The organism is Calditrichota bacterium, from assembly GCA_013151735.1.
Classification (GTDB): Bacteria; Zhuqueibacterota; JdFR-76; order JdFR-76; family BMS3Abin05; genus BMS3Abin05.
The window spans coordinates 3,962-28,297 of the sequence record JAADHR010000027.1 but is presented as its reverse complement, the minus strand read 5'-3'; the positions used below and the strand labels follow the sequence as shown (position 1 = coordinate 28,297).

Annotated in this window: 21 protein-coding genes (1 of these 21 running past the window's edge); 2 read left to right on the top strand and 19 right to left on the bottom strand. The window is 46.9% G+C overall.

Annotated features, from left to right (window positions below):
• Positions 1 to 2: 2 nt before the first annotated feature.
• The 12 genes from atpE to sprA all read right to left on the bottom strand — a co-directional run bounded on the left by atpE (position 3) and on the right by sprA (position 14,139).
• Positions 3 to 242 carry an ATP synthase F0 subunit C gene (atpE, locus tag GXO76_01860; GenBank protein ID NOY76594.1) on the bottom strand — a complete coding sequence of 80 codons (240 nt, stop codon included), beginning with the start codon at positions 240 to 242 and terminating at the stop codon, positions 3 to 5.
• 77 nt (positions 243 to 319) lie between these two features.
• A complete protein-coding gene (atpB, locus tag GXO76_01855; GenBank protein NOY76593.1) occupies positions 320 to 1,129 on the bottom strand; it encodes a F0F1 ATP synthase subunit A in 810 nt (269 codons plus the stop codon).
• Positions 1,126 to 1,431, bottom strand: a complete 306-nt coding sequence (locus GXO76_01850) for a hypothetical protein (protein ID NOY76592.1) — start codon at positions 1,429 to 1,431, stop codon at positions 1,126 to 1,128. The genes atpB and GXO76_01850 overlap by 4 nt, the downstream gene beginning before the upstream one ends.
• Positions 1,432 to 1,603: 172 nt before the next feature.
• The gene (locus GXO76_01845; protein ID NOY76591.1) at positions 1,604 to 1,777 is read right to left on the bottom strand and encodes an AtpZ/AtpI family protein; all 174 of its coding nucleotides are present in this window, start codon (positions 1,775 to 1,777) and stop codon (positions 1,604 to 1,606) included.
• Between the two features lie 53 nt (positions 1,778 to 1,830).
• Positions 1,831 to 2,268, bottom strand: coding sequence for a polymer-forming cytoskeletal protein (locus GXO76_01840; GenBank protein ID NOY76590.1), 438 nt, complete (start codon positions 2,266 to 2,268; stop codon positions 1,831 to 1,833).
• Between the two features lie 32 nt (positions 2,269 to 2,300).
• Complete coding sequence (locus GXO76_01835) at positions 2,301 to 3,206, bottom strand: M23 family metallopeptidase (protein NOY76589.1); 906 nt, start codon at positions 3,204 to 3,206, stop codon at positions 2,301 to 2,303.
• A 140-nt stretch (positions 3,207 to 3,346) separates the two neighbouring features.
• Entirely contained in the window at positions 3,347 to 4,231 is an 885-nt protein-coding gene (locus tag GXO76_01830) for a ParB/RepB/Spo0J family partition protein (protein NOY76588.1), read from the bottom strand.
• Positions 4,221 to 4,985, bottom strand: a complete 765-nt coding sequence (locus tag GXO76_01825) for a ParA family protein (protein ID NOY76587.1) — start codon at positions 4,983 to 4,985, stop codon at positions 4,221 to 4,223. The genes GXO76_01830 and GXO76_01825 overlap by 11 nt, the downstream gene beginning before the upstream one ends.
• Positions 4,986 to 5,056: 71 nt before the next feature.
• Entirely contained in the window at positions 5,057 to 5,989 is a 933-nt protein-coding gene (locus tag GXO76_01820; GenBank protein ID NOY76586.1) for a Ppx/GppA family phosphatase, read from the bottom strand.
• Positions 5,986 to 6,843 carry a 50S ribosomal protein L11 methyltransferase gene (prmA, locus tag GXO76_01815; protein ID NOY76585.1) on the bottom strand — a complete coding sequence of 286 codons (858 nt, stop codon included), beginning with the start codon at positions 6,841 to 6,843 and terminating at the stop codon, positions 5,986 to 5,988. Before prmA ends, GXO76_01820 begins: the two co-directional genes overlap by 4 nt.
• A 149-nt stretch (positions 6,844 to 6,992) precedes the next feature.
• Positions 6,993 to 7,904 carry a M28 family peptidase gene (locus tag GXO76_01810; GenBank protein ID NOY76584.1) on the bottom strand — a complete coding sequence of 304 codons (912 nt, stop codon included), beginning with the start codon at positions 7,902 to 7,904 and terminating at the stop codon, positions 6,993 to 6,995.
• 64 nt (positions 7,905 to 7,968) lie between these two features.
• Positions 7,969 to 14,139: a cell surface protein SprA gene (sprA, locus tag GXO76_01805; protein NOY76583.1), complete on the bottom strand. Its 6,171-nt coding sequence runs from the start codon at positions 14,137 to 14,139 to the stop codon at positions 7,969 to 7,971.
• A 342-nt stretch (positions 14,140 to 14,481) separates the two neighbouring features.
• Here sprA and GXO76_01800 point away from each other — a divergent pair, with 342 nt between their 5' ends.
• Both GXO76_01800 and lptG read left to right on the top strand, forming a co-directional pair.
• On the top strand, positions 14,482 to 15,864 hold the full coding sequence (locus GXO76_01800) for a YjgP/YjgQ family permease (protein ID NOY76582.1): 1,383 nt from the start codon (positions 14,482 to 14,484) through the stop codon (positions 15,862 to 15,864).
• A 46-nt stretch (positions 15,865 to 15,910) separates the two neighbouring features.
• A complete protein-coding gene (gene lptG, locus GXO76_01795) occupies positions 15,911 to 16,987 on the top strand; it encodes an LPS export ABC transporter permease LptG (protein NOY76581.1) in 1,077 nt (358 codons plus the stop codon).
• A 158-nt stretch (positions 16,988 to 17,145) separates the two neighbouring features.
• Here the strand turns inward: lptG and pepT are convergent, their stop codons facing one another.
• From pepT to sufD, 7 genes are all read right to left on the bottom strand, one after another.
• On the bottom strand, positions 17,146 to 18,393 hold the full coding sequence (gene pepT, locus GXO76_01790; protein ID NOY76580.1) for a peptidase T: 1,248 nt from the start codon (positions 18,391 to 18,393) through the stop codon (positions 17,146 to 17,148).
• A 197-nt stretch (positions 18,394 to 18,590) separates the two neighbouring features.
• The gene (locus tag GXO76_01785) at positions 18,591 to 19,847 is read right to left on the bottom strand and encodes a Glu/Leu/Phe/Val dehydrogenase (protein ID NOY76579.1); all 1,257 of its coding nucleotides are present in this window, start codon (positions 19,845 to 19,847) and stop codon (positions 18,591 to 18,593) included.
• Positions 19,848 to 20,166: 319 nt separating this feature from the next.
• A complete protein-coding gene (locus GXO76_01780; protein NOY76578.1) occupies positions 20,167 to 20,607 on the bottom strand; it encodes an SUF system NifU family Fe-S cluster assembly protein in 441 nt (146 codons plus the stop codon).
• A complete protein-coding gene (locus GXO76_01775) occupies positions 20,607 to 21,872 on the bottom strand; it encodes a cysteine desulfurase (protein NOY76577.1) in 1,266 nt (421 codons plus the stop codon). The genes GXO76_01780 and GXO76_01775 overlap by 1 nt, the downstream gene beginning before the upstream one ends.
• Before the next feature lie 91 nt (positions 21,873 to 21,963).
• On the bottom strand, positions 21,964 to 22,476 hold the full coding sequence (locus GXO76_01770) for a hypothetical protein (GenBank protein ID NOY76576.1): 513 nt from the start codon (positions 22,474 to 22,476) through the stop codon (positions 21,964 to 21,966).
• Positions 22,477 to 22,487: 11 nt separating this feature from the next.
• Positions 22,488 to 23,729 (bottom strand): DUF438 domain-containing protein, encoded by a 1,242-nt coding sequence (locus GXO76_01765; GenBank protein NOY76575.1) that lies wholly within the window; start codon positions 23,727 to 23,729, stop codon positions 22,488 to 22,490.
• Between the two features lie 169 nt (positions 23,730 to 23,898).
• Positions 23,899 to 24,336, bottom strand: the 3' end of a protein-coding gene (sufD, locus tag GXO76_01760; GenBank protein NOY76574.1) for a Fe-S cluster assembly protein SufD. 912 nt of this gene lie beyond the right edge of the window; the window shows 438 of its 1,350 coding nt (coding positions 913–1,350); its start codon lies beyond the right edge, outside the window; it ends in the stop codon at positions 23,899 to 23,901.

Here is a 24,336-nt window from a genome sequence, read left to right as displayed (position 1 = left end):
TATTATTTCGCCATGAACATTAATAAAATACAAACCACAATTGCAAACAGGGCAATTCCTTCCACCATGGCCGCGGTCAAAATCATCATTCCGCGAATATCGCCGGCGGCTTCCGGTTGACGGGACACACCTTCCATAGCGGCACTTGCCAATTTTCCAATACCAATTCCACCGCCGATTGTGGCGCCAGCCGCACCCAATCCTGCAGCCAGATAGGCCATAGCCAATGATAATGACGACATATTTTCCTCCTTGTTTCTTCTGTTATTTTGATGACTCCACTTTCCAAAAAGGATCTACATTCCTGAACCGCTTCCGGTTAATGCTCTTCCTCAAGAGCCAGTCCAATAAAAACCGCTGATAGCATGGTAAAAATATACGCCTGAATAAATGCAATGAGAATAACCAAAAGCTCAACGGCCACACCCATCCCAAGTGAAATCGGCACCGCGGCATAACTATTAAAAATAATAATCAACCCAATGACGGTAACAACGACCAAATGATCCGCAATCATATTGGCAAAAAGACGAATGGCCAATGCAAAATGTTTGGTAAATAAGCCCATGACTTCTGCAATAAAAATAATGGGAATCACAAAAAGCGGTATGTTGGGGGGGACAAATTTTTTAATGTAACCGATCACTCCAAATTTTTTCAAACTGGCACCCTGCCCGATTAGAAACGTAAAAACAGCCAGGGTTGCGGTCACGCTTACATTGGACGTGGCCTCTGTCCCCATGGGTATCACACCCAACAGATTACATATCAAAATAAAAAAGAAGGCCGTTAAAATGTAGGGAGAAAAACGGGACGTGTTCTCACCCAGATAGGGGTGCAAAATATCGTCCCTCAGATATACCACAATACTTTCCAAGAAGTTGGCCCATCCTTTGGGAACCACCTGTTTTTTTCGAAAGGATAAACCAAAAAGAACAATTAAAAACGCGGCCGCAATCCACATCATCAACACCATTTTGGTGATGGAAAGATCGACGCCCAAAACGGTCGGTAATTTTATAAGTACATGATCAGATACTTCTTCCAGAATAAAACCGGCACGACTTCCACCGTGTTCAACAGACTCTTCCGCCATCAAAAGCAAGGCATTCATCGTATGTAAAATCATTGTCGCAAACCAAATTTATCCACGTTTATGGTTAAGAACCCTTTTCGCATTTCAGACCCCTCCGCCTTTCCGCCGCTCAGTCGGACGCGGACGGTCTTTTTTGCATCTGCTTCTGAAGAAATCTCGCCTCTATTATTTGAAAAATCAGATAGTAAGCGATAAGTGATATCAGAAAAAGTGTCGCTGAAAAATGAAAAAACTGCCACACCAAAAAGATCAGGACAACGACCATCACGATCCGGGCCACCATTCCCCCAAGCAACACGCGAAAAAACACCTTTGTGCTTTTTTGAAAGGCCCACTGATTCATGTAATAGGCAAATAAAATTACCGAAAAACTAATCAAAAAACTCACAAAAGGCGTTATTAAAAATTGCCGCCCTTTCCACAAGAACAACGGCAACCAAATGACCAAAAATGTAAGTGCGGTTACGCAAAAAAACTGCCCAAGCAATGAGCGTTTACACATAAACATCACTTCTGTTTTTTAGAAAAAACCGTGTGATAAATGCTTAAGAATCCGGAAAAAGCCCCAAATAAAAACCCGATCAATAAAAATAAGGGGAGCGTGTGTAATTTTCGATCCAGCCAGTAGCCCCCAAAAATCCCCATAAGCAGCGAAATAACCAGCCGAAGGCCTAAGTCCATATACGGCCCGACTTGCTTCCACGTGCTGTGCCAGGATGTTGGCGATTTACGCATCATTTTTTGTCGGATTGAAGACCCTTCTCTTCATCCTTTTTCGAAAAAGCCGTCTTTTTGCCCGATACATTCGCGTTTGATCCCCCTGGCATCTGGCAATTTCCATTAAATAGCGCTCCTTCATCAATAATCAGGCGGGTGGTCTTTAATTCGCCTTCAAATCTGGACGTATTCTCAAGCGTCACTTTTCCTGAGGCAAATAATTTGCCGGTTATTTTTCCGCCGACAATGGCGTTTTTTACTTCAATCTCACCATTAATTTCACCGTCCTTGCCGATAACAATGGATTCGGTGGATTTGATATTTCCATTAAATATCCCGTCCACGCGGACACTGTTCTGGACGCTAATATTCCCCTCAAAGGACGTCCCCTTACCAATAATCGTATTAATATCGCCCATATTATTAAAGGATTCTTCCGATTTGTCTTTAAACATCTATTTCTCCCGAGAATTCTTTTTTATAATCCTCATGTCTCTGATTGCAGCGCAAGAATAAATTTTTTGGGATCGACCGGCACACCCGCTTTCCAGATTTCAAAATGAAGGTGAGGACCGGAGCTGGTTAAACCCGAACTTCCCAACAAGGAAATCGGTTCCCCCTTTTTAACAAAACCCTGTGTTTTTAGAATGCGAAGGTTATGGGCATAAAAACTAAACGTGTCATTCCCATGATAAATAATGACCAGATTTCCCAATTCGGGCGTCCAATTGGCGAAAATAATCTCTCCTGCGCCCGCCGCCCGTACCACCGTTCCCACTTTTGCCGCAATGTCAATTCCAATATGCCTTTCCCGATGAAGGAATTCGCCTTTGTTGTACGTGTCGTAATCCAGGGTCAAAAAACCGTTCACAGGCAAAAGCGTTGGCATATTTTCATACAGATCGTGAAGGACCGTCTTTCGGCTTTTAATGTACTCCAGTTTCCCCTGAATGCTTGAAAAATCACTCCAATTTGTACTGGAATAGGCATTGCCCTTTTCCAGCGGCGACACAATTAAATCCTGTGGCCGTGATTTTAATGTTTCACGGGTCTCATTATGATCGATGCTCACCGGATTATTTACACCGAGAGAGGTTTTTAACTTTTCGGCAAATTGCGACAGATCGGCAAACTTTTTTGAAATATCATAAATCTTTTTGTTTTCCTCAAGAAGATTTTGATTCTTTACAATAAGCACATTTCGTTCGCGATAGACCCGTGCAAATTGCCAATAAAAAATGCCCCCGACTACGATATGAATCAGGAGCAAAACCCCAACGATTTTCAAAAAACGAAGCATTCCGCTTTTTAATGTAATCGAGATGGGTTCGTCACGATTACTGGGAATGATAACAATTGAAATCTGTTTTTTTCTGTTTTTCTTCTTTTCCATGACTCTTACCAAACCGAATCAATATAGAATAAAAATAGCTAAAAAGCAATAACTTTTTAAGGAGCAACACTTTTAAAAAAGGTGAAAATGGGCTTTTTTTTATCGTCTGTCCGTGTCAGAAACGAACCTCCCCACGAAAATCAATAGTCATTTTCGGAAGCCTGTACTATTTCCAAAATTCGCTCAAGATCCTCTTTGGAATAGTATTCTATTTCAATTTTGCCCCCATTTTTTTGGGGGATAATTTTCACCTTGGTCCCAAGGACGTCCCGAAACCTTTCTTCCATTGCTTCAATATGGGGAGATTTCGGCTGCGGCGCACGTATTTTCGCCGCTTCCCCCTGATTGGCTTTTCGCACCCGGGACTCAACCTCCCGAACCGATAATTTCTTCCGAACGGTCTGTTTCCAAATCTCCTGAAGCCGGTTTGGATCCTCCACCCCGAGCAAGGCCCGGGCATGTCCCATGGAGATTTCCCCTCGTCTGAGGCTTTCCTGAATCCCTTCGGGCAGTTTAAGCAATCGAAGCAGATTGGCGACCGTTGACCGTTCTTTACCCACTTTTTGCGCCACCTGTTCCTGCGTCAGGTTTAACTCCTGAATCAGGCGCTGGTACCCTCGGGCGATATCGATGGGGTTTAAATCCTCCCGCTGAATGTTTTCGATAAGCGCCAGTTCCAGCATTTCGTCATCGGTATCGACCTCAATAATAAAGGCAGGGATTCGTTCATATCCCAGTTCTTTTACCGCCCGAAGTCTGCGCTCCCCGGCAATCAGCTCGTAACGATTCCCCTTTTCCCTGACGGTTACCGGTTGAATGACCCCTTTTTCGGCAATGGAATGCTTCAGATCCTCCATGCTCTGCGGATCGTAATCTTCGCGGGGTTGAAACGGGTTGGGAGTAATCATCCCGACCTCAATTTCCTGGAATTTTTGGGGAATTTCATTTCCAAGAAAAGCAGCGTCCGATTCGTCTGAAATAAGTGCACCCAGTCCCCTTCCCAGGCGTTTGGATTTAGCGACCATTGTTCAGGATCTCCTGTACCAAACTCATGTAATTTTCCGAACCGGAAGAAACGGCATCATATAAAATAATCGGTTTGCCGAAACTGGGGGCTTCACTTAAACGCACATTCCGCGTGACCACGGTTTTAAACACCTTATCATCAAAGTAATTGCGGACTTCCTCCGCCACCTGCCGCGAAAGGTTCAACCGGCTGTCGTACATGGTCAAAAGAACCCCTTCAATTTCAAGAGAGGGATTCAGATGTTTTTGAACCAGCCGAATCGTATTCAACAACTGGCTGAGTCCCTCCAGAGCATAATACTCGCACTGAATGGGGATCAGAATGGAATCGGAAGCGGTTAAACTATTTACGGTCAAAAGTCCCAAAGACGGGGGGTTGTCGATAATAATAAAGTCGTATTCTTTTTCGAGCTTTGAGAGGGCTGATCGAAGGATTTTTTCACGGGCAATGGTTCCCACCAGTTCAATTTCGGCACCCACTAACCGAATATTCGAAGGGAGAATATCCAGATATTTGATTTGCGTGGCCTGAATGGTTGAATTAATGTCTTCCTCGCCGATAAGTACGTCATACACGCTTTTTTCAATTTCGGTTGGAATCAGGCCGATTCCGCTGGTTGCATTGGCCTGAGGATCGATGTCAATCAAAAGAGTCGGAATTTCCGCGACAGCCAGACAGGCTGCCAAATTAACCGCCGTGGTTGTTTTTCCAACCCCGCCTTTTTGATTGGCTATTGCTATTTTTCTGCTCATTTTTCCTTCGATTTCATTTCTGTTAGATGTTTTAAAATATAAATTTTAAAACAGTTGAAATCAAGGAAAATTTATTTTTTGCCATGTGCCCTCAAATCGTCTAAAATGAGCCCAAATCGTAAACCACGATCACTCACAATGACCTCGTCCTGCCTGAATGTTTTCATAATTCCCACCAAAAGGATGCTTCCGGCAAGAATAACATCCTCGCGCCCGGGGTAAAGCCCGGGTAGTTTCAGTCGTTCCTTCGCAGGCATGGCCTGCATTTTTCGGATCAGTGCCAGAACCTGCCGGGACGTTAAGTGAAAGCCGTCTATCGCCTGGGAATCGTATTCGGTCTGGCGAAGGGTCATGGCCGCCAGCGTGGTGACCGTTCCGGCCACCCCCACGCAATGGTCCGGCATCGGAACGTCAGCCTGTAAAGATTTCAGAGAAGTCCCAACGTACTCGGTTAGCCTTTTCATTTCGTCAGGCGAAGGCGGGTCGTGCTTAAAAAACCGTTCACTGAGACGAACCGACCCGATATTCAGACTTTTCCGCCCCTCCAATGACAACCGGTTCCCCCACACAAATTCGGTGCTTCCACCGCCAATATCGACGACCAAAATCCGTCCTTTGAGATGGGCTTTGTTGGAAAGGGCCCCGAGAAACGACAGACGCGCCTCTTCCTCTCCGGTAATTACCCGGATCTCCCAGCCCAGCAGTTCCTTTACGCGACTCAGGAATTCATCCCGATTGACGGCATCACGCAGGGCAGAGGTTCCCGCAATCAGAACCCTTGAAACGCCGTATTGGGCGATAATCGTTTTGTATTCTCCCAAAATCCGAAGGGCCTTTTCCATGTTTTCCGGATTCAATTGTCCGGTTTTATCCACACCCTTGCCCAAACGGGCCACACCCTGCGCCTGGTAAACCGGATAAAGGTCCCCGTTTTCGGAGGCCTCGGCAATAAGAAGTAAAACCGTGTTGGTTCCGATGTCAATGGCCGCTAATCGCTCACTCACTCCGCTTTCTCCTTTTGGGCCATCAACCCAATCCATTCACCCTGCTGTTTGATTGTCTGAACCCGGACCGGATAGAGCTTTAATTGGTCCAAAAAGGCAGGTTTTTCTTCCGCCAGAATTCCCGAAAGAAAAAGCCAGCCGTTTGACTTGAGTGCGGGAACAACATCCGGAAGAAGTTCAAGAAGAACCCCGCTCACAATGTTCATCACGATCACATCAAAATCCCGCCTCTTCACGGCGTTCGCCGATCCCACAAAAAATCGAATGGCGGTCTCTGTTTGATTGAGGCGGGCATTTTTAAGCGCTGTTTCCACCGCTACCGGATCGGTGTCATGTGCAAGAATGCCCGTGAGTCCCAATTTTGCCGCGGCAATAGCCAGAATCCCCGTGCCGGTTCCCACGTCCCAGAGCGACATCCCCGGCTTTATAACCGGTTCCATAAGCGTGAGAATGAGTTGGGTGGTTTCGTGGGTTCCCGTGCCAAACGCCTGACCCGGATCGATGGTCAAAACAATCCGGTCCCTTTGGGCCGGAAGCGTTTCCCAGGACGGCCGAATGAAAAAGCGGCGGCCGATTTTGAATGGCTTGAAATTCTGTTTCCAGTTTTCGTTCCAGTTTTCCGCCGGAATTTTTTCCACCTGAACGTCAAATGGGAAATTGAGTGCTTTCAACCGCTTTTGAAGATTTTCGACAACCGCTTCAATAGAAATCTCCGGCCGGAAATAGGCACACACTTTTTCCGGGAGATTTTCCAATCCGACGGAGCCTTCCTGAAAAAGTAACGCTCCCGCAAGGTCCTGTTGGTTTTCCGGTACGTGAGCCGTAAGTTTGTACCAAAATGTGGCTTGTTTCACTAATTTTTCCCTAAATCTAACTTGAATTGAAAACAAAAAAGTGTGCTATTGAAAAATACCACTAAACCAACGTTAGACATTCAAAACAAAAAAACATTATCCTATTGTTTTTTCGCGGCTTCGCGGCAACAATTCCGAAATACTGCAGGCTACTTGCTGTAAATCACATTCAAAAGAACCTGGCCCACAACCTTCAGGCTTTTCGCAGAGCATTTATCCGGGGTGTCGCCGAGGGTGTGCCAATACGGGTAATCGAAATCAATCACATCAATGCTGGGAATACCCACTTCCAGAAGGGGTAAATGGTCATCAACAATGGTGTAGCGAACGGTGGGAATGAATTGCGGATAGCCCAGTTTTGAGGCCATTCCCCAGACCCGGTTCACCACCTCCGGGGCATAACTGACCGAATTGCCTTCCTCGTAAATCTGGAGATCCCGGTCACCGATCATATCCAGCAGAATACTGAATTCGGGATCATATGACGGGGGCTTGTTTTGAGCAAAATAGCGGGAGCCCTGAAGATATTCGTCGGAATGCCCTTCCCGGCCGGAGTCTTCTCCATCCCACAACGCCAGGTCAACCCCCACCGGGGGCGGATTCTCCTTTAGATGGCGGGCAATTTCCAGCAGAACCGCTACCCCGGAGGCGCCATCATTCGCACCCAAAATGGGCGTATTTCGATTTTTCGGATTTGGATCCTGATCGGCCCAGGGGCGCGTATCCCAATGTGCAGCCAAAAGAATCCGGGGGGTCTTGTGTCCAAAAGAGGCAATAATATTGTGCAGGGTCAGGTGCAAATTGTCTTTGTAATTGACGAAGGGAAAGGGCTGCAACCGCACCCGATCCGTATATTTCGAGAATTCTTTCACCAGATACGCTTGCGCCTTCCGATGCCCTATCGATCCCGGATTCCGGGGCCCAAAGTCACACTGCTTTACCAGATAAGCGTACGCTCGTTTGCCGTCAAAGGTGGGAATAGGTTGTGCCGAACAGCTTGCTCCGATCATCCAAATTCCCAAAAACAATCCCACATTCCGAATAAACCACTTTTTTTCCATTGGTCACTCCATGTGCATTCCATATTAAAATGGAAATAAAAATCCTGTTTTCAAATCTCAATCTCTACCGTCCGGCAATAGAAATATTTACGTTAATTCCAAAATCCTGAATGGTTGTTTTTCCCATGAGCTTGTTATCGGTCTGGCCATATTCAAAATGCACGCCGCCGCGTACGGTGGAACTAAAGGAGTAAGAAATTTTTGGCGTAATGGACCATTTCCCCATTCGGGTGCGCTCCACATATTTTCCCCTCTCTCCCCGTTTCCAGAGGGTTCTGTTTTTGCTGTAATTAAATCCCATTGAAAAATCAATATTATTCCGAATTTCCTTTGTCTTTAAGAAGGGGATGGGGATTTTCAAACCACCTGAATGGCGATACGTGGTCGTCAATGAAATATCCGTATTGGTTTTTCGTGTTGCGTCCAGCCCTCCGGCGTAGTTAAAATTTTCGCTCATGGAACTGTTCACCTGAAGGCTCACATTAATCCCCTTTTTAAGGGTCATCGTCAGTCCAATAAGCGGCCGATAGTTTACCGTCGTTTGTACACTGGATTTATTGTCCACCCGATCATTCCATTTTATGACTTTTCGCCCGCTTCGGGCATGGTCCAGACTCACGCGCTGGGCAAATTTCTTGAAAAGGGGCAATCTTTCCAATCCGCTCCAGCGGAAGGTCCAATCCGGAATGGCCATTTCCTTTTCACCCATTTTCCAAACGGTTTGAGAAATACTGCCCGTTGCGCGCGTGGTACGATTTTTCGAATTGTTGTAGGCATATTTCAGATTGATCGAAATATTTCGACTCAGATTTAAACCGCTGGAAAGCGATACATCGTTTGAAAAATTGAATGAACTCCGGTTGCTCCCCACAGCATCCACGGTTTTCACGCCCGGGTTGTATGTACGTCCCAATTGATAGTTTAGGGTCGGCATTCCATTTAAGCCCACCACACGACTATTGGCGCGCCGCGACACCCGAATAGAAATCGGATTGATTTTGCTTCCGGCCAGACCAATCCATTTGAAAATGGGAACACCTACTTTCTTTTTGGGCTTTTCCTTTTTTTCTCCGGGGGGTGTCCCCTTTTTCGCCTGTGGTTCTTTTCGCCTTCTTCGGGGAGTCGAAACAGCCCGACGTCTGCGAATAGTGGAAAACCGCCTTCTCCCCGAGGACTTCCCCAAAAAGAGTCTGAAGAGGTTCTTGGGTGTTAAGGTAAACGAGCTGCTGAAATTTGAAGACGAGCTGGCATTTTGTCCGGTTTTCCGGTTCTGAATATTATTATTCCACCTGAAATTGGTCCCGCCTGAAAAATTCATTGCGAGCCAGCTGAACAGCCTCGGACTGAATTTACTATTGATTTGCTGCGACAAACCCGTCATTTCTCCAAACTGGCCGTTCAAGATTTCAGCCGGATTTTTCACATTGTAGAGATCCCGTGTCCGCGACTGGGTAAAATCCAGGGAAAAGCTCCGAATGGGCTGAAAGCCAACGCCCAGATTTTGATTGACCACAAATGTGTACTTCGGCGTGGTCAGGCCGTTTCGCAGTTCAGAAAAATTATCGGCGCGGTTTCCGGTGATCTTGTAATTGAATCGTGACGGCCAGAGGATCATCTCTACCTTGCTTAATTTATTGACAATCGGGCCGTTTCCCAACCACGAGAAGAGCTTGACTCCCTTTTTTGTTGGAAAATTAACACTGTAGGAAAAATTCCCCGTGCTGGTCTTGCCCGTGCTTTTCTTGGTTGTGGAGTTACTCATTTCCGTTTGGGCATTGCTTAACCCCAGTGACATGGCATCTACGGTGTATCGCAAAAATGGGTTTTGAGATTTTTTTCCGCGCCGAATATTAATACTCCAGTTGATTCGCTTGTTTCTGGATTGAATCGTTTCCAGAAGACTGTCCGAAACCGTTTTGGGCGTAACCAGAATGTCGCTTCCGGGGTAGTATTTGGGCGTGGCCTGGCTGGTATTGTATCCAAAGGACAGAGGAATGGACAACCCCAGAAATTTGGGCAGGAATTTGTGGAGCTGCAAGCTTCCGTTCACACTGGCCCGAATGGAATTATTCCCTTTGCCAAACCGCTCATTCACCGTGTGAAAATCAGCTGTCTTTTTAGTAAGACTGGCATTCAGAGTGGCCACATCGGCCAGGCGCAAATCCCCCCGCATCCGCATGGCAATTCCCTTATTTTTCTTTACATCCACCAGCCGGAGCTCATTCAGCCAGATTTCACCCGTAAAGGGCTGATCTCTGTCCAAATTCTTCACACCCGCCGTCATCTGACGAATGTTCGTCAGTGTCGGACGGCCCACGATACGATATTCTTTCCCGCCGACAAAACGAATCAGATTCCCGTACATATCCACATGTGTCGAATCGAGTTTGAGGCCGGTTAAATCTTCAAAATCAATAATCATTTCGTTGCGCTTGTCCCAGCGGGGGTACACCTTTTCCCGAAATTCGTAATAGTTGTTTTCATCGGAACCAAACTGGAAGAAAAACTCAATTTTGGAGGAATCCTTGGTCATGTGTGTGGCAAAAGGATCCTTACCATAAACGAACATTTTGAGCTTATTGTAATCGATAAAACTCTGTCCCTTAAAAAAGGTTTTCTGAACGATTCCATTATTCCCCGGTTCCAGATCCGTAATTTTAAGCACAAGGGCCTGTTCTTTGCTTTGCACCTGCGTAATCCGGTCCCGAACCCCCTCAACCCCGGGCGGAGGCGTGTACTCCGGGTTGTCGTGCGTGTTAATCACGGTAACCGCCACGGTTGTGTCATTTTTGGCGTCGTACTCCGAAGAATCGGAAATAGCCACGCCCTTTTCCTTCCAATCACTTCCAACCAGGTTAATTTCTGCGATGCTTAAAAAACCGGGTTTGTCAAAATGATCGACCCAGATTCGGACATATTCAATATTTGTCCACTGAGGACTGCCTACTTTTAGTGTGGGATCCTGAAGTGGAATCCGGTACATTCGCCAGCCGTGTTCATTTCCCTTACCGCCGGCAATGAGGGCCGTATCAGGAGATGTTTTGTCCAAAGAAAAGGTAAATTCAAAATACGAATTCTGAAGATCCACATCGCCGTTCTGATTTAAATCCTCCGTGTCCGGGAAACGGCCGCCCTCGTCGTTTTTATTGTTTTCCGTTCCATTAATGTGGCGATAATCGTAAAACTTTTGCTGGGAATAATTCCAATTGTCATAGCTCCAGGGTTCGTAGGGCTCTTTAATGCCGTCATTGTTCAGGTCCCAAAAATCGTAGGGCACCCCCTTCTTAACACCGTTAACGGTTATCACGTGAGCCTCTTCGTGAGGATACGGCCAGCTCGGCGGATCGGCGCCCAGCATTCCATCCAATCCCACATCCTCATTATCATCCAAAATATCATTCCGAATCCCGTTGACCTTTTTGTCTTCTGTGTCCAGCCGCAAATTGGGAATGGCGTCCTCTGAAATTTGCCCGAAGTCGATGTGAATCCGCCCGGTATCTCCCTTAACCCAGATTTCCAGATATTTGCTCTGACTCTGGTCGGCGTAGCCTGCCGAGAGTGCCTGCTCCACGCCATTCCAGGAATAAATCTTTTTATTGGGATCCCCGTCCACGGCCCGCGGATAAAATTCCATCGACAAAACGTGCACGCGCTGAGGCACATTGGGATTGACATCCCGTTCCGGCCAGATCTCTTTAATGGCCACTTGCTGGTAGGGATTGTACCAGATCAGATGTCCCCGGCTGGTGTTTTTCAGCGAATCGGGCAGCTGGTCGTACCCAAAGAAATCGGGAATCGTAGCGGGAACGCTGGAGAGATGCCAGGCCCTCCGCATAATTCCCAGGGGTGTTTCGCGCTTGGAGCCTTCGAAATCATCCACATACGCCACTCCGTTGTTATCCCCCGTTTTGGGATTATTCTGCTTGTTCGGATTCGGAATAACCTGAGCCAGTTCGCCCTCAAACTTCAGCGTTGAGGGTTCACGCGTTTGGACAATTGGAAGCGCATTGACGGCTTTTGTGAGAAAATTGGGATTAAAATTGAGTTTGGAGTTCAGATCCCACACAAAATTGGTCATGGGGCCGTTTTGCCCCAGCCGTATTTTCTGATCAATGGTACTCTGGTTTAAATACAGAAACGTGCCGCCAATAAACGAATCGTTAAAAAGCTGGTAATCCCAGCGCATGCCCAGCAGCGTTTTTCGATCGATCTGAAAAAGCTGATTGCTTTCGTAGGTGATGTTGAGAGAGGCGTTGGGGTCTGTGGCCGCTTCATCCAGAATCGTTAAACTTCCGGAAAAATAATCGATAATGTAATCCACCCCTTTGACCAGACGCCGTCCATTCAGCGTAATAACTTCGCTGTTTTCAATGACATTAAATCCCAAATTGTAATTCGGCTGGCGGATTTTGGCCTTCACCGAAATGTAAAAATTGCTCTTGGACGTAATGTACTGATAATCGGTAGTATCGTAAATCGCCCGCACATATTTGGTGGAATCCAGAAGGCTGTTTTCTGTTTTGGCCGGTGCAAACGGAGTTAAGCTGGGGAAAATGAGCTCTCCGCGCGCCCAGTTAATTATGTTGGGATCATCATCCAGAATATTATCCGGTGTCGGATTTCCGTTCAGATCCCGTTTGTCCAGGCCAAAAATCTGCAAATAGGACACGGGCTTTCCGTTCACCATCTGTGTTTCCTGAGGATCCCCTGACGGCGGTTTGTAAAATATTTTCAGATTAAAGCCGTCCTTGTTGATGTTTCGGGAACCCAGAAAGTACACATTGCGCCATTCCAGCTTCCAGGTTGGGTCGGAGGGACGGGGATTTTTGGGGCGGATGAGCTGCAAAATAATGCGTTTATTGGTGCCGTCGTCCACATAATGGATGTCCCCTACCTCAGAGCCGGACGTATCGCGGTAAGCGGCCGCCAACACTTCGCCCTCCCGAAGCGGAGAATTCAGCGCAATGTAACCCAGTTCCCGATCGACGTAATAGTCAGTCGGATCAATCCTTAAAAAATAACCCCGGTAGTGTCTCTGATCAACCGTATTGGTATCCGGATTTTCCGGGTGAGTTCCATTGATGTCGGCAATGGCCCACCCCGGCAAAGACCCGGGTTTGCTTTCGTAACGCACATCCGATTTGTACAGCTCGATTTTTGAGATCACCCGTTTTGGGTCGTATTCATGCAGCCCATCGGAATTCACCTTTCGGTAATAATTCCGGTAATAATCGTTCAGAAAAAAGTACGTGCCTTTTCGGTACTGGTAATCCTGAATCTTGTTTTCGTCCTCGGTGGCACCGCCCTGAATGCTTAATTTCTTCTTCTGCCCCTTTTCCTGACTGGCGATGGCCGTAATATTCAAATTCCCAATTTGCGCATTCGCTTTAATCCCAAACAAGCCGGAATTTTTTCCGCTAAACGTAACAAATTGGGTTGCCGGCAGGGAAAGGGCGATATTCCCGGCTTTAATGCTTTTGATGATTTCATCATCAAATCCCTTGTACTCCAGACGAATGGCGTTGTCAAATTCAAAGGGCCGTTCACTGTCCTGATCGACATAGACGTTCACCTTTTTCCCGACATTCCCCTTTACCGTGAATCGCTGCGTCTGCTTCATTTTGAAATTGTAGTCGGATTGGCGGTTAATGGCGGTTTTAACTTCGCTGCGCTTTTCGTGGCGCAGGCCGCCGTCAATATTAATGTTTCCAACGACTTTTAAACCGACAGACGCTCCGCCGAAAATTTTCTGAAAAGCCTGACTTTTAATCGGAATCGGAATATCAAAACCAATTCCCTTTCCCCCCTGTTTTTGAAGACGTTTTCCAAAAATCCGGTCATGAACCCCCTTCTGCCAGAGGGTCCGATTCTGGTGTGCAATTCCAAGCGACAAATAATCTTTAAACGGGACAAATGTGGGGAACCGAAACCAGCGGCCCAAAAAGGATTCCGACACGGTTACATACGATCGTGTCGAGTCAATCTTAAACTCTCGTTTCAGACCTCGTAAATGATTTTGCAAATAGGGGTGGTTGATGGAAATCTGTTTCAGCCCGGCATATTCTTCCTTAAAAAGCGGGGCACACACCTTATTCGGAGGCGGACCGACCCGCAATCCAAGAGTTGCCGATTGTTTCTGACGGGATGCAGAGAACGCTTCGGAAATCAGCACAAACAGAATAAACACCACCACCCACGTGAGGGCTACACCTTTATTCAAACCTGTACGTCCCATGGATGGATTGGATTTTCTACGTTTTTCACGATAGGTTTTTGTCGATTTCTATACCAATTATCGTAACAATTTTCCGAAGGGTTCCCTCCATTGGTTGAGTTGACAAATATGGTTTAAAAAATAATAAATATATTGAGGAATATCAAGCCAATTTTTTTGAAATTCCTGAAATTAAAAACGGTTAGCTTTTCCGAATGAACTCAGCTCTTCGGTAAACAATTGAAATTAACCTTGTTTTTGATGGTGATTCGTACTATTTTGTAAAAAGGTTTTCAGATACGATGGAATTCACAATTATTAAAATTCCAAACAACTTGTAAAGTTCCCCGACTTTTAGAATTTATGAAAATCGTCTCTAAATACGTTCTCAAGGAACATATCGGTCCGTTCATTTTTTCCTTGATGCTTATCATCCTGCTTTTCCTGATGAATATTATTTTTCGGGAATTGGGACACATTTTGAGCCGCGGACTCAAATTGAAAATCGTCCTCGAATTTCTTTTTCTGAATATTGCCTGGATCGTTGCCCTGGCCGTCCCGATGGCCGTTTTGATTGCCACGCTTATGGCTTTCGGGCGTCTCTCTGCGGACAACGAGATCACAGCGCTCAAATCCAGCGGCATCAGTTTTTATCGGGTACTGACCCCCGTTCTTCTCTTTTTTACGGGCGTGGGTATTTTGCTGGTTCTTTTCAACGACCGGGTGCTTCCCAATTTTAACCACCGGGCCCGGCTGCTCACAACCGATATTTTGCGCAAACGCCCCACCCTTAAACTGGAGCCCAATGTTGTTTTCAGAGAAATTCCCAAGATTACCCTGCTGGTACACGATGTTAAAAACGCCGGGGATTCCTCCAAAATTTACGATGTGGTTCTGGACGACCGCAGCGATCGTAACAGCTTGAAAACCATCCTGGCCAAATGGGGAAGCGTCCATTTCGATTACCAGTCGGAGCGGCTGATTCTCAATCTTTACGACGGAGAAATTCACGAGATTGCTATTGGAAAACTCTCTGAGTACCAGCGCGTGAGGTTTCACAAATACCGGGTAGCCATTGATGTGCCCGGACTCACCCTCCAACGAAGCAATTCCCAGTACCGGGGCGACCGGGAAAAAAGCGTTGAAATGCTGCTTCAGGATGTCAGAAATCTCCGAAAGGCCGTTGTCCGGGAGCGCGAAAATCTGTATCGGATGGGAGAAAAACCCTTTCGGCAGGTTTTTCGCACACATCTGCTGGCCCAAAGTGCCAGTATCTCAAACGCTCTTCCTTCAGGCGGAGCGATTGCCTTTCGTCCGGCCAAACGGGATTCTGAAATCGTGACAAGAGAGACCGCAAATTTGATTTCCCAGCTCCAGATGGAACAGCGCATTCTCAAGAGTTACGACCGATCTATCAATTCACTCATGGTGGAGGTTCACAAAAAATATTCGATTCCGGCCGCGTGTATTGTATTTGTGCTCATTGGCGCCCCTCTGGGCGTGATGACGCGGAAGGGGAATCTGGGGATCAGCGGGGGCATCAGTGTGGTTTTCTTTTTGATTTACTGGATTTTCCTGATCGGGGGAGAAGAACTTGCCGATCGGCAATATATTACACCCTTCTGGGCGATGTGGGCTGCCAATATTTTTGTGGGAGCAGCCGGAATTTACCTGACCGTTTCCAGCGTACGGGAATTTCACCCGCTGGAGCTCACCCGGTTTATTCCAAAGTTTTTGAGGAAATGAATCCCAAACTAACAACAATTGAATCCGACAAAAAACAACACAACCCATGAAAATTCTGGATCGATACATTTCAAAACAATTTCTAAACGTACTGCTGTTTACGTTAATCGCATTTATTGCCATCTTTTTGATTGTCGATCTGATCGAAAATCTGGATCGGTTTATCGATAAACGGGTGCCTTACCTGCTGGTGATCGAATATTACATCTACTATTTACCGAATATTTTTACGCTGGTTCTCCCGGTGGCCATGCTGCTGGCAAGCCTTTTGTCGATCGGCCAATTTTCCCGATACAACGAAATAACCGCCATGAAATCCACAGGGATCAGCCTGTACCGCGTGGCCCTTCCGTTAATTGTTATCGGATTCCTGGTCAGTCTGGGGGCACTGATTTTCAATGAATCCATCGTACCCGAGGCCAATCGGGCCAAGTTTAAGATTCAACGGCTTTATCTGGATAAAATCCCGCCCCAAATCTACTACCGGAGAAGTAATATTGCCATTCTGGAAGGTCAGCACCAGCGCGTCACCATTCGTCTGTATGATGGTGAAAAGAAGACCGCCTACAATGTGAGCATTCAGACGTTCCGGTCAGGAACATTAATCTCCCGCATTGATGCGGAAAAAATGGTCTGGAAAAACAACCACTGGGAACTGCAAAACGGCTATTTTCGCATTTTTTCAGGTGACAAGGAAACCCTCTCCCATTTTCGGGTTAAGGATGATTTGAAATTCAGCTTCTTGCCGAAGGATCTGGACAAAACGCAGAAAAAACCGGAAGAAATGAATTTTTTCGAATTACGCACATTTATTGAAAAAATGCGCGAGGCAGGAGTAGACCCCACCAAATGGCTGGTGGATCTTCAGTTTAAACTGGCATTCCCGTTGACGAATTTGATTATCGTTCTATTTGGCATTCCCCTGGCAGCCACCTCGCGGCGCAGCGGCCCGGCATTGGGGTTTGGCCTGAGTCTGATCATCGTTTTCATTTTTTTCGGGATGATCAAGATTACGCAGTCGCTTGGACACGACGGAACCCTTTCCCCGTTTTGGGCGGCCTGGTTCAGCGATTTATTTTTCGGTACCGTGGGAATTTTTCTTCTGGTAAAGGCAAGAAAATAGAGGGGCGGTAAATCGGTACTTGACCCGAATCCCTTTCAAACTCCTCTACCCGAACTTACTCCAGACATCAACCTGTGGCCGCCTCCTTTACGGATGCGCCCTCCTAAAAAAATCCGCAGGCATAATGCCTGCGGCTACAAAACTCCGGTTCACCTTTCTCAGCTTTTTTCTTCCCAAACCTGAACCAAATTGATGATGGTTTCCACCGTTTTTTCCATATCCTGAATCGATACCCATTCCAACTTTGAGTGGAAATTGTGTCCGCCTGTAAAAATATTGGGTGTGAGCAGCCCCTCGTAAGACAACCGCGACCCGTCGGTTCCGCCGCGGATAATGCTTAAATGGGGTTCCAATCCGGTTCGCTTCACGGCTTCCAGAGCAAATTCGACGACCTTTGGATCTTCATCCAATTTATAGCGCATGTTTCGGTAGGATTCCTGAACCTCAAAATCCATTGTGGCACCGGGGAATTTCTTTATGACGGAATCTGCAATTCCTTTCAGAAATTCCTCTTTTTCGTGAAGCCCTTCCACCGTAAAATCGCGAATCAAAAACTTGAGCGTGGTGGTCTCCACACCGCCCTGGATGGCGTGCGGGTGAACGTAGCCCTCCCGCCCCTCGGTAGTTTCCGGGGATAATTCATCTTTGGGAAGCCGGGCAATCATTTCTGCGCCCACCTTAATCGCATTCACTAACTTTCCCTTGGCGTAACCGGGATGCATGTTGATTCCGTGAATGGTAATCACTACGGAGTCCGCACAAAAGGTTTCATTTTCGATCTCGCCGACCGTTTCGCCATCGAGGGTGTAGGCATAGTCGGCTCCGAATTTCTTCACATCAAAATGTTCCGTTCCGCGCCCGACTTCTTCATCCGGGGTAATGGCAATTCGGATTTTGCCGTGTTTGATTTCCGGATGATCCAGAAGATACTGCACCGCCGTGAAGATTTCCGTGATCCCGGCTTTGTCATCCGCCCCCAAAAGGGTGGTCCCGTCTGCGGTAATAATGTCGTTGCCGATTTGATCTTTGAGCGCCGGTGTATTTTCGAATCGGATAATCTGTGTCGGATCGCCGGGCAATTGGATGTCGCCGCCCTGATAATTCTTATGAATAATGGGCTTAACATTGGCGCCGGAAACCTCAGGGGAGGTGTCCATGTGAGAAATGAGACCGACCACCGGCACATTTTTGTCGGTGTTGGCCGGCAGGGTGGCCGTCACGTACCCCCATTCATCCATTTCCACATCCTGCAGTCCCATCGTCTTTAATTCCTGGGCAAGAACTTTCCCCAGCTTCTTTTGTTTCATGGTACTCGGAAACGATTCCGATTCCTCGGAAGATTGGGTGTCAAACGACACGTATTTTTTGAATCGTTCAATAATTTGTTCGGTGTATTTGGGTTCCATTTGGGTTCTCCTATTTTTGTGATTGAAAAAATGTAAGAAAGTTTGCGGAAAGATTCAAGGAAAGATTTCCATTTACCGGGTTGGAAGCAGAAGTCCCCGGCACACTGAAAATGCCGGGGACATTCGTATTCAAACAAAAAGGCCGAACTCAAACGAGTTCGGCCCTTCCAAAGAATTTAATACCGGGGATTTTAGAATTACACCCAGCCGCGCAACTTGCAGGCTTCTGCCACACGCTTCACGGACACCAGATAGGCCGCTAACCGCATGTGAACATTTTCCTGTTTGTGCACATCGTACACCGCATGGAACGCCTTGGTCATTTTGCGATCCAATTGCTGATGCACATCTTCTAATTCCCAGTAATAGTTGTAGGTATTTTGAACCTGTTCAAAATAGGAAACCGTCACACCGCCGGCATTCGCCAGAAAATCGGGAATGACAAACACGCCGTTTTTGAACAGGATTTCATCGGCAGCCGGTGTAGTCGGTCCGTTTGCCAATTCACAAATAATTTTTGCTTTGATATTATTGGCATTGTCCTCGGTGATCACTTCTTCCAGAGCTGCCGGATAGAGTACATCCACATCCAATTCCAGCAGTTCTTCATTTGTAATGGATTTGGCACCGGGGAATCCCGTTACCTTGCCGGTTTTCAATTTATGGTCAACCAATGCTTTGGGATCAAATCCATCGGCATTGTAAACCCCGCCGCTCGAATCACTGACGGCAACCAATTTTCCACCTTTCAGGATCTCTTTGTGGAGAAGTGCGGCAAATTGACCGGCATTTCCAAATCCTTGAATGGCGTATGTTGTTTTGGATGCATCTATGCCCAGCGCATTGGCGGCTTCGCGAACGGTGTACACCCCACCACGGGCTGTCGCATCGCCACGGCCCTGAGAGCCGCCCAGTTCCAGGGGTTTACCTGTGATCATTCCCGGGTGATTGTAGCCCATCATGGTTTCGTATTCATCCACCATCCAGGCCATGATTTGCGGGGTGGTGTACACATCTGGTGCAGGAACATCTTTGTTTACCGCCAGAAAATGCCCGATTTTACGAATGTAACCACGAGCCAGACGTTCTTTTTCGCCGTCAGACATTTCTTTCGGATTACAAACAATACCGCCTTTGCCACCACCCAGTGGAATATCTACCACGGATGTTTTCCAGGTCATCCAGGCAGCCAGGGCGCGAACCGTATCAATCGTTTCTTCAGGATGCCAACGGATACCACCCTTGGCCGGACCTCTGGCATTGCTGTACATGACTCGAAATCCATGAAACACCTTTACCGAGCCATCGTCCATTTTGACGGGAATCGTCACCCAGATTTCCCGACTTGGCCAACGCAACAATTCACGGGTTGCTTCATCCAGACCCAACCTCTCGGCGGCCTCATCCAATTGCTGCTGCGCAATCTTGAAGGGATTCAGCTTTTCTTTGGCCATAAAACAACCTCCTTAACCTTTAAAAATTCACTGCACATAACGATTTTTGCTCTTTATTTTTGAGCACCTATAATTTATTGCTTTAAAAATAAGAGTCAAGAGAAAATTTGAATTATTGCAAAAATATAACTTTTTTCGGAAGAAAATGGCGGGTCAAATAGTACAGGATGTTAAAGGGCAAAAAACGTGGGGGTAATTGTGAAAAAATGGTTCGGTTTGATGGCTTGTGCGTGGTATTTTTCAGGAACCGGGTGAGATATTTTCATCAATCCGGGCGCCCGCCCGATTTGAGCCCGGTCATTTGAATCCAGGCCTTTTCTCAGGGCTTTTTCTCGAAAATCTCAATTCCCTTTTGGACCGTATTCCAGGCGAGGGTCGCACATTTCAGCCGGGCCGGAAACTTGGTAACGCCGCGCAGGGCTTCCAGTTCCCCCCAGTCGATATTTTCCGCTTCGGGCAGGTCGTGCCCGGAGAGCATTTCCTGAAAGATCCAGATCAGGTGCTTTGCTTCTTCCAGGCTCTTTCCCTTAAGGGCCTCCGTGAGCAACGAGGCTGATGATTGGCTGATGGAGCAGCCCTGTCCCCAAAATTTCACCTCTGTAATCACCCCATTTTCCACCTTTGCCGAGATGTTGATTTCATCGCCGCAAAGGGGATTCTTGGCATGTTCCTGAATGTCGGGGTTTTCGATTTTCCCCTTATTCCGTGGATGCTTGTAATGATCTAAAATGATTTCCTGGTACAATTCTTCCAGTGCCATTATCCAAAAAACTCCCGTGTTTTGTGCAATGCATGAATGAGCTGGTCCACCTCCAGCAAGGTATTGTAGATATAAAAACTGGCACGGGCGGTTCCGGGAATCCCAAATCGCCGCATGAGCGGTTGTGCACAGTGGTGTCCCGTGCGGATAGCCACTCCATATTGATCCAGAACAGTGGCCACATCGTGCGGATGGATGTCATCCAGGCAAAACGAAACAACGCCGGCACGGTTCGTGTCGGGACCGAACAGCCGAATACGGGGAAGATTTTTCAACTTCGAAAGGGCGTATTGGGTTATTTCTTGTTCATGCTGCCAGACCCGATCCATCCCGATGGCATTGAGGTAATCGATCGCCGCACCCAGTCCGATGGCTTCCACAAACGGGGGGGTACCGGCTTCGAATTTGAAAGGCAAATCACTATACGTCGCATGATCGATCCAGACATCGGCAATCATATCACCGCCGCCCAAGAAAGGAGGCATTTCGTCCAGAATATCCTCTTTTCCGTAAAGAACACCAATGCCGGTTGGGCCCAGCATTTTATGTCCGGAAAAGGTGAAAAAATCGCAATCCAGCGCCTGAACATCTACCGGAAAATGGGGTGTGCTTTGTGCACCGTCCACCAGAACCCGGGCACCCGCATCGTGAGCCATCTGTACAATTTTTGCGACAGGATTAACAGTTCCCAGAACATTGGACACGTGGGTAACCGCCACCAGCTTCGTCTTATCAGAAAGCAGACTTTCGTAGGTCTCCAGATCGAGCGTCCCATCATCCAAAACAGGAATCACCCGCAGCACCACATCTTTTTCCTGAGCCAAAATCTGCCAGGGAATGAGATTGCTGTGGTGTTCCATTTCGGTGATAATAATTTCATCCCCGGATTTTAAGAAGTGCCTGCCCCAGGAATAGGCCACCAGATTGATCGATTCCGATCCGTTCTTTGTAAAAATCACATTTTGCATGCCCGGAGCATGAATGAAATCCGCAATTTTCTGCCGGGATCGTTCGTATTCGTCCGTAATCTGCGCACTCAACTGATAGGCCCCCCGATGAACATTGGCATAGCCATCCTCATACGTTTTCTGCATTTTTCTGATCACTGAAAGGGGCTTTTGGGTGGATGCCGCATTATCCAAAAAAACGAGAGGATGATTATTGATTTTTTGAGACAGGATCGGAAAATCCTTGCGACACTCTAAACTATCGTTCGGAGCTGACCATTCACTGCCCATGCTCTTGAATTGTACATCTACGGCCATTGCAAACTCCATTTTTTTAGATAGTATAAAGAATAAATCGTTGAAAAGCAATAAAAATTTTCCAAATTTTCAGATACCGGCTTCGGGCCTTTTAGCCCTTTAAAATAAAGGTCAGGAAGAGACCTTTCCTGAGTAAATCCTCTCTGGAGTAAACCTCATATCCCTGTTGCTGCATGGCATCAATCAAAGGCTGGGGAGAAAAATTCGTCGTGAGTAGAACAAATTCTCCTTTTGGGGCGTTTTGCATCATTTGACCAATTGAACCCACCGGATGTTCGCCACGATTCAGCATTTCAACGCCATCGATCACTTTGAGCGGTACGCCCTTAATCCATTCCGGGTCCGATGCCTCAAATTCAATAGATTTTTCCGGTTCATCCGCCGGTAAGTCTCCCGTTTTTTCCTGCAGCAGTCTTACAAAAGCGGCGACATCCGTCTGTTTCATAAGCGCCATTCGTTCCACCGTAAGAATTTTTCGAACGCTGGCTTTTAAGGGAATCTGTTTTACGTCGGTATAACCCGGAACAAAGGTTTCTAAAAACCCTTCCAATTCCGGCGAGTGGCTGATCAGTTCATCCAGCGTGGTTGTATTTCTGATTTCCATGAATCGTGTCCTTATTTTTCGTCATATTCCAAAAGGCGACGTTCGCCTTCCAATTGATTGATTTCCGTCACATCTTGTGTAACTTCCAGGGTTCCCAGATAGTTGTTTTGATCGTCGCGCAGGGCGTAATAAACGATGTAAACCAGCCTGGGGCCCAGCCTGATCCAGAATCGTGCCTCATTCTGCTTATTCGATTTAAAATCATTCAGGATTTGGTTTACAATGTGCATGCTTTTAGGCGGATGGCAATACTGAACCTTTCTTCCCAGAATGGCACGGGAACGGTCAAAAATACGATTTTGTCCGGGTGAAAAATACCGAACAATATCGTCTTTGTCCACAAACGTTAAATCGAAGGGCATCGTTTTGAAAATGGCCATCAATTCGGTGAGAGAAACGTACCCTGTGGGCATGTGAATCCGCCCGGTTTCGAAGTTTCCTTCGTTGACCGATTCAACCACAGAACCCTCCGGCACCCATTTAAATTGGGGATCAAATAAACAGTATCCGATTTCATCACTCTGGTTGTAAATTTCATACCATTCCTGTTCATCGAGTAAATCCATTGCCGTCGGAAACAGGACCTTCTCTTCCTTATAAATCATATCGTCAATGGCATCAAGCACCGTTTCCACAGCCAGCCGGTTGAAGGCGCGTGCTTCCGAAGCCTCAATTTCTGAAATACCCTGAAGCGCACTCAGTACAGATTTGAGCTGCCGTCGAACATCGTCATGTTTGCCCCACATAACAGCAGGCGGACCCGGCATGTTTTTCTTCTCAAAATAGGGAAACAGCAGGTTCTCCTTCCTGCGATAATGCTTGTCAATATCCATTAAATCGTTAAGCCGCGCATGGATTTCCAGCATCTGAGGCATGGCATCCTCCTGTGGAGGTAATCCGTCTATCTGATCAAAGAGTCGACGAATTTTTTGCGTTGTAAAAGCAATGGCCTTATTTTCCTGAACGAAGGTGTGAACAGGGTGACCCGGCGTGGTTTCGGGCGTTTCCTGTAAATCCAATTGCTTCTTCAGAACGCGCGTATGGGTGTCGCATAACCTCTGAATGCTTTCCTGAGGAACTCCCTCCTGAATGAGCTGCATTTCCATCAAAAAAACATCGGAGTAATCTGCCTCCACAAGCATTTTTTCCAATTGATTCTGAACGCGCTCCTCCGCCACGCCGTCGTGTAACTGGCGAATAAGGGCTTTCATGATATCCACACGCTGCTGCCGATTATTTATAATTTCACTCATCAATATGTCCTTTCTCAAAAATTAACAGGCTCGCTCCACAAAGCCTTTGCCCACGAATTCTACAAATTTTCACAACTTGTTTTTTGAAACAAAAAAACAAATTTGGCGATATCCCTGGTTTTTAATTTGCAATGAATCTTTTTTTTCACCAGCTCTCTTCTTCAACCCTTCAATTGAAATCCGACAACTCTATTTTTTGATCAATGGCCTGACGAACGGCATCCTGAAGCGATTCCAAAGGCAAGAGAGAAATGATTTCATTGAAATACCCCTCCACAATCAGCCGTTGGGCCAGTTTTGGGGAAAGCCCCCGCGATTGAAGATAGAACAGCTCCTCCCGATCAACAGGGCCGGTGGAGGCGCCGTGAGAACACCGCACCTCATTTGCTTCGATTTCAAGTACGGGATTCGAATCCACATGGGCCTCCCGGCTAAGCAAAAGGTTGGCGTTCTTCTGATACGCATTCGTCTCTTGTGCTTGCGGGACAATGTGAATGACCCCGCGATAGGCCGAACGCGCCTGTCCGCCCGCGGCACCCTTAAAAAGCAAATTGCTTTCCGTGAAACGTTCAAAGTGGTTTTGGATGGTGTTGAAATCCATGTGCTG

Excerpts from the sequence above, each read along its gene's own strand:
- GXO76_01800 (NOY76582.1), top strand. The coding sequence starts at position 14,482 with ATGAAAATCGTCTCTAAATACGTTCTCAAGGAACATATCGGTCCGTTC.
- GXO76_01825 (NOY76587.1), bottom strand. The coding sequence starts at position 4,985 with ATGAGCAGAAAAATAGCAATAGCCAATCAAAAAGGCGGGGTTGGAAAA.
- GXO76_01765 (NOY76575.1), bottom strand. The coding sequence starts at position 23,729 with ATGAGTGAAATTATAAATAATCGGCAGCAGCGTGTGGATATCATGAAA.
- GXO76_01840 (NOY76590.1), bottom strand. The coding sequence starts at position 2,268 with ATGTTTAAAGACAAATCGGAAGAATCCTTTAATAATATGGGCGATATT.
- atpE (NOY76594.1), bottom strand. The coding sequence starts at position 242 with ATGTCGTCATTATCATTGGCTATGGCCTATCTGGCTGCAGGATTGGGT.
- GXO76_01770 (NOY76576.1), bottom strand. The coding sequence starts at position 22,476 with ATGGAAATCAGAAATACAACCACGCTGGATGAACTGATCAGCCACTCG.
- GXO76_01835 (NOY76589.1), bottom strand. The coding sequence starts at position 3,206 with ATGGAAAAGAAGAAAAACAGAAAAAAACAGATTTCAATTGTTATCATT.
- GXO76_01780 (NOY76578.1), bottom strand. The coding sequence starts at position 20,607 with ATGGCACTGGAAGAATTGTACCAGGAAATCATTTTAGATCATTACAAG.
- atpB (NOY76593.1), bottom strand. The coding sequence starts at position 1,129 with ATGATTTTACATACGATGAATGCCTTGCTTTTGATGGCGGAAGAGTCT.
- GXO76_01775 (NOY76577.1), bottom strand. The coding sequence starts at position 21,872 with ATGGCCGTAGATGTACAATTCAAGAGCATGGGCAGTGAATGGTCAGCT.
- GXO76_01810 (NOY76584.1), bottom strand. The coding sequence starts at position 7,904 with ATGGAAAAAAAGTGGTTTATTCGGAATGTGGGATTGTTTTTGGGAATT.
- lptG (NOY76581.1), top strand. The coding sequence starts at position 15,911 with ATGAAAATTCTGGATCGATACATTTCAAAACAATTTCTAAACGTACTG.
- GXO76_01830 (NOY76588.1), bottom strand. The coding sequence starts at position 4,231 with ATGGTCGCTAAATCCAAACGCCTGGGAAGGGGACTGGGTGCACTTATT.
- GXO76_01785 (NOY76579.1), bottom strand. The coding sequence starts at position 19,847 with ATGGCCAAAGAAAAGCTGAATCCCTTCAAGATTGCGCAGCAGCAATTG.
- GXO76_01845 (NOY76591.1), bottom strand. The coding sequence starts at position 1,777 with ATGGACTTAGGCCTTCGGCTGGTTATTTCGCTGCTTATGGGGATTTTT.
- pepT (NOY76580.1), bottom strand. The coding sequence starts at position 18,393 with ATGGAACCCAAATACACCGAACAAATTATTGAACGATTCAAAAAATAC.
- sprA (NOY76583.1), bottom strand. The coding sequence starts at position 14,139 with ATGGGACGTACAGGTTTGAATAAAGGTGTAGCCCTCACGTGGGTGGTG.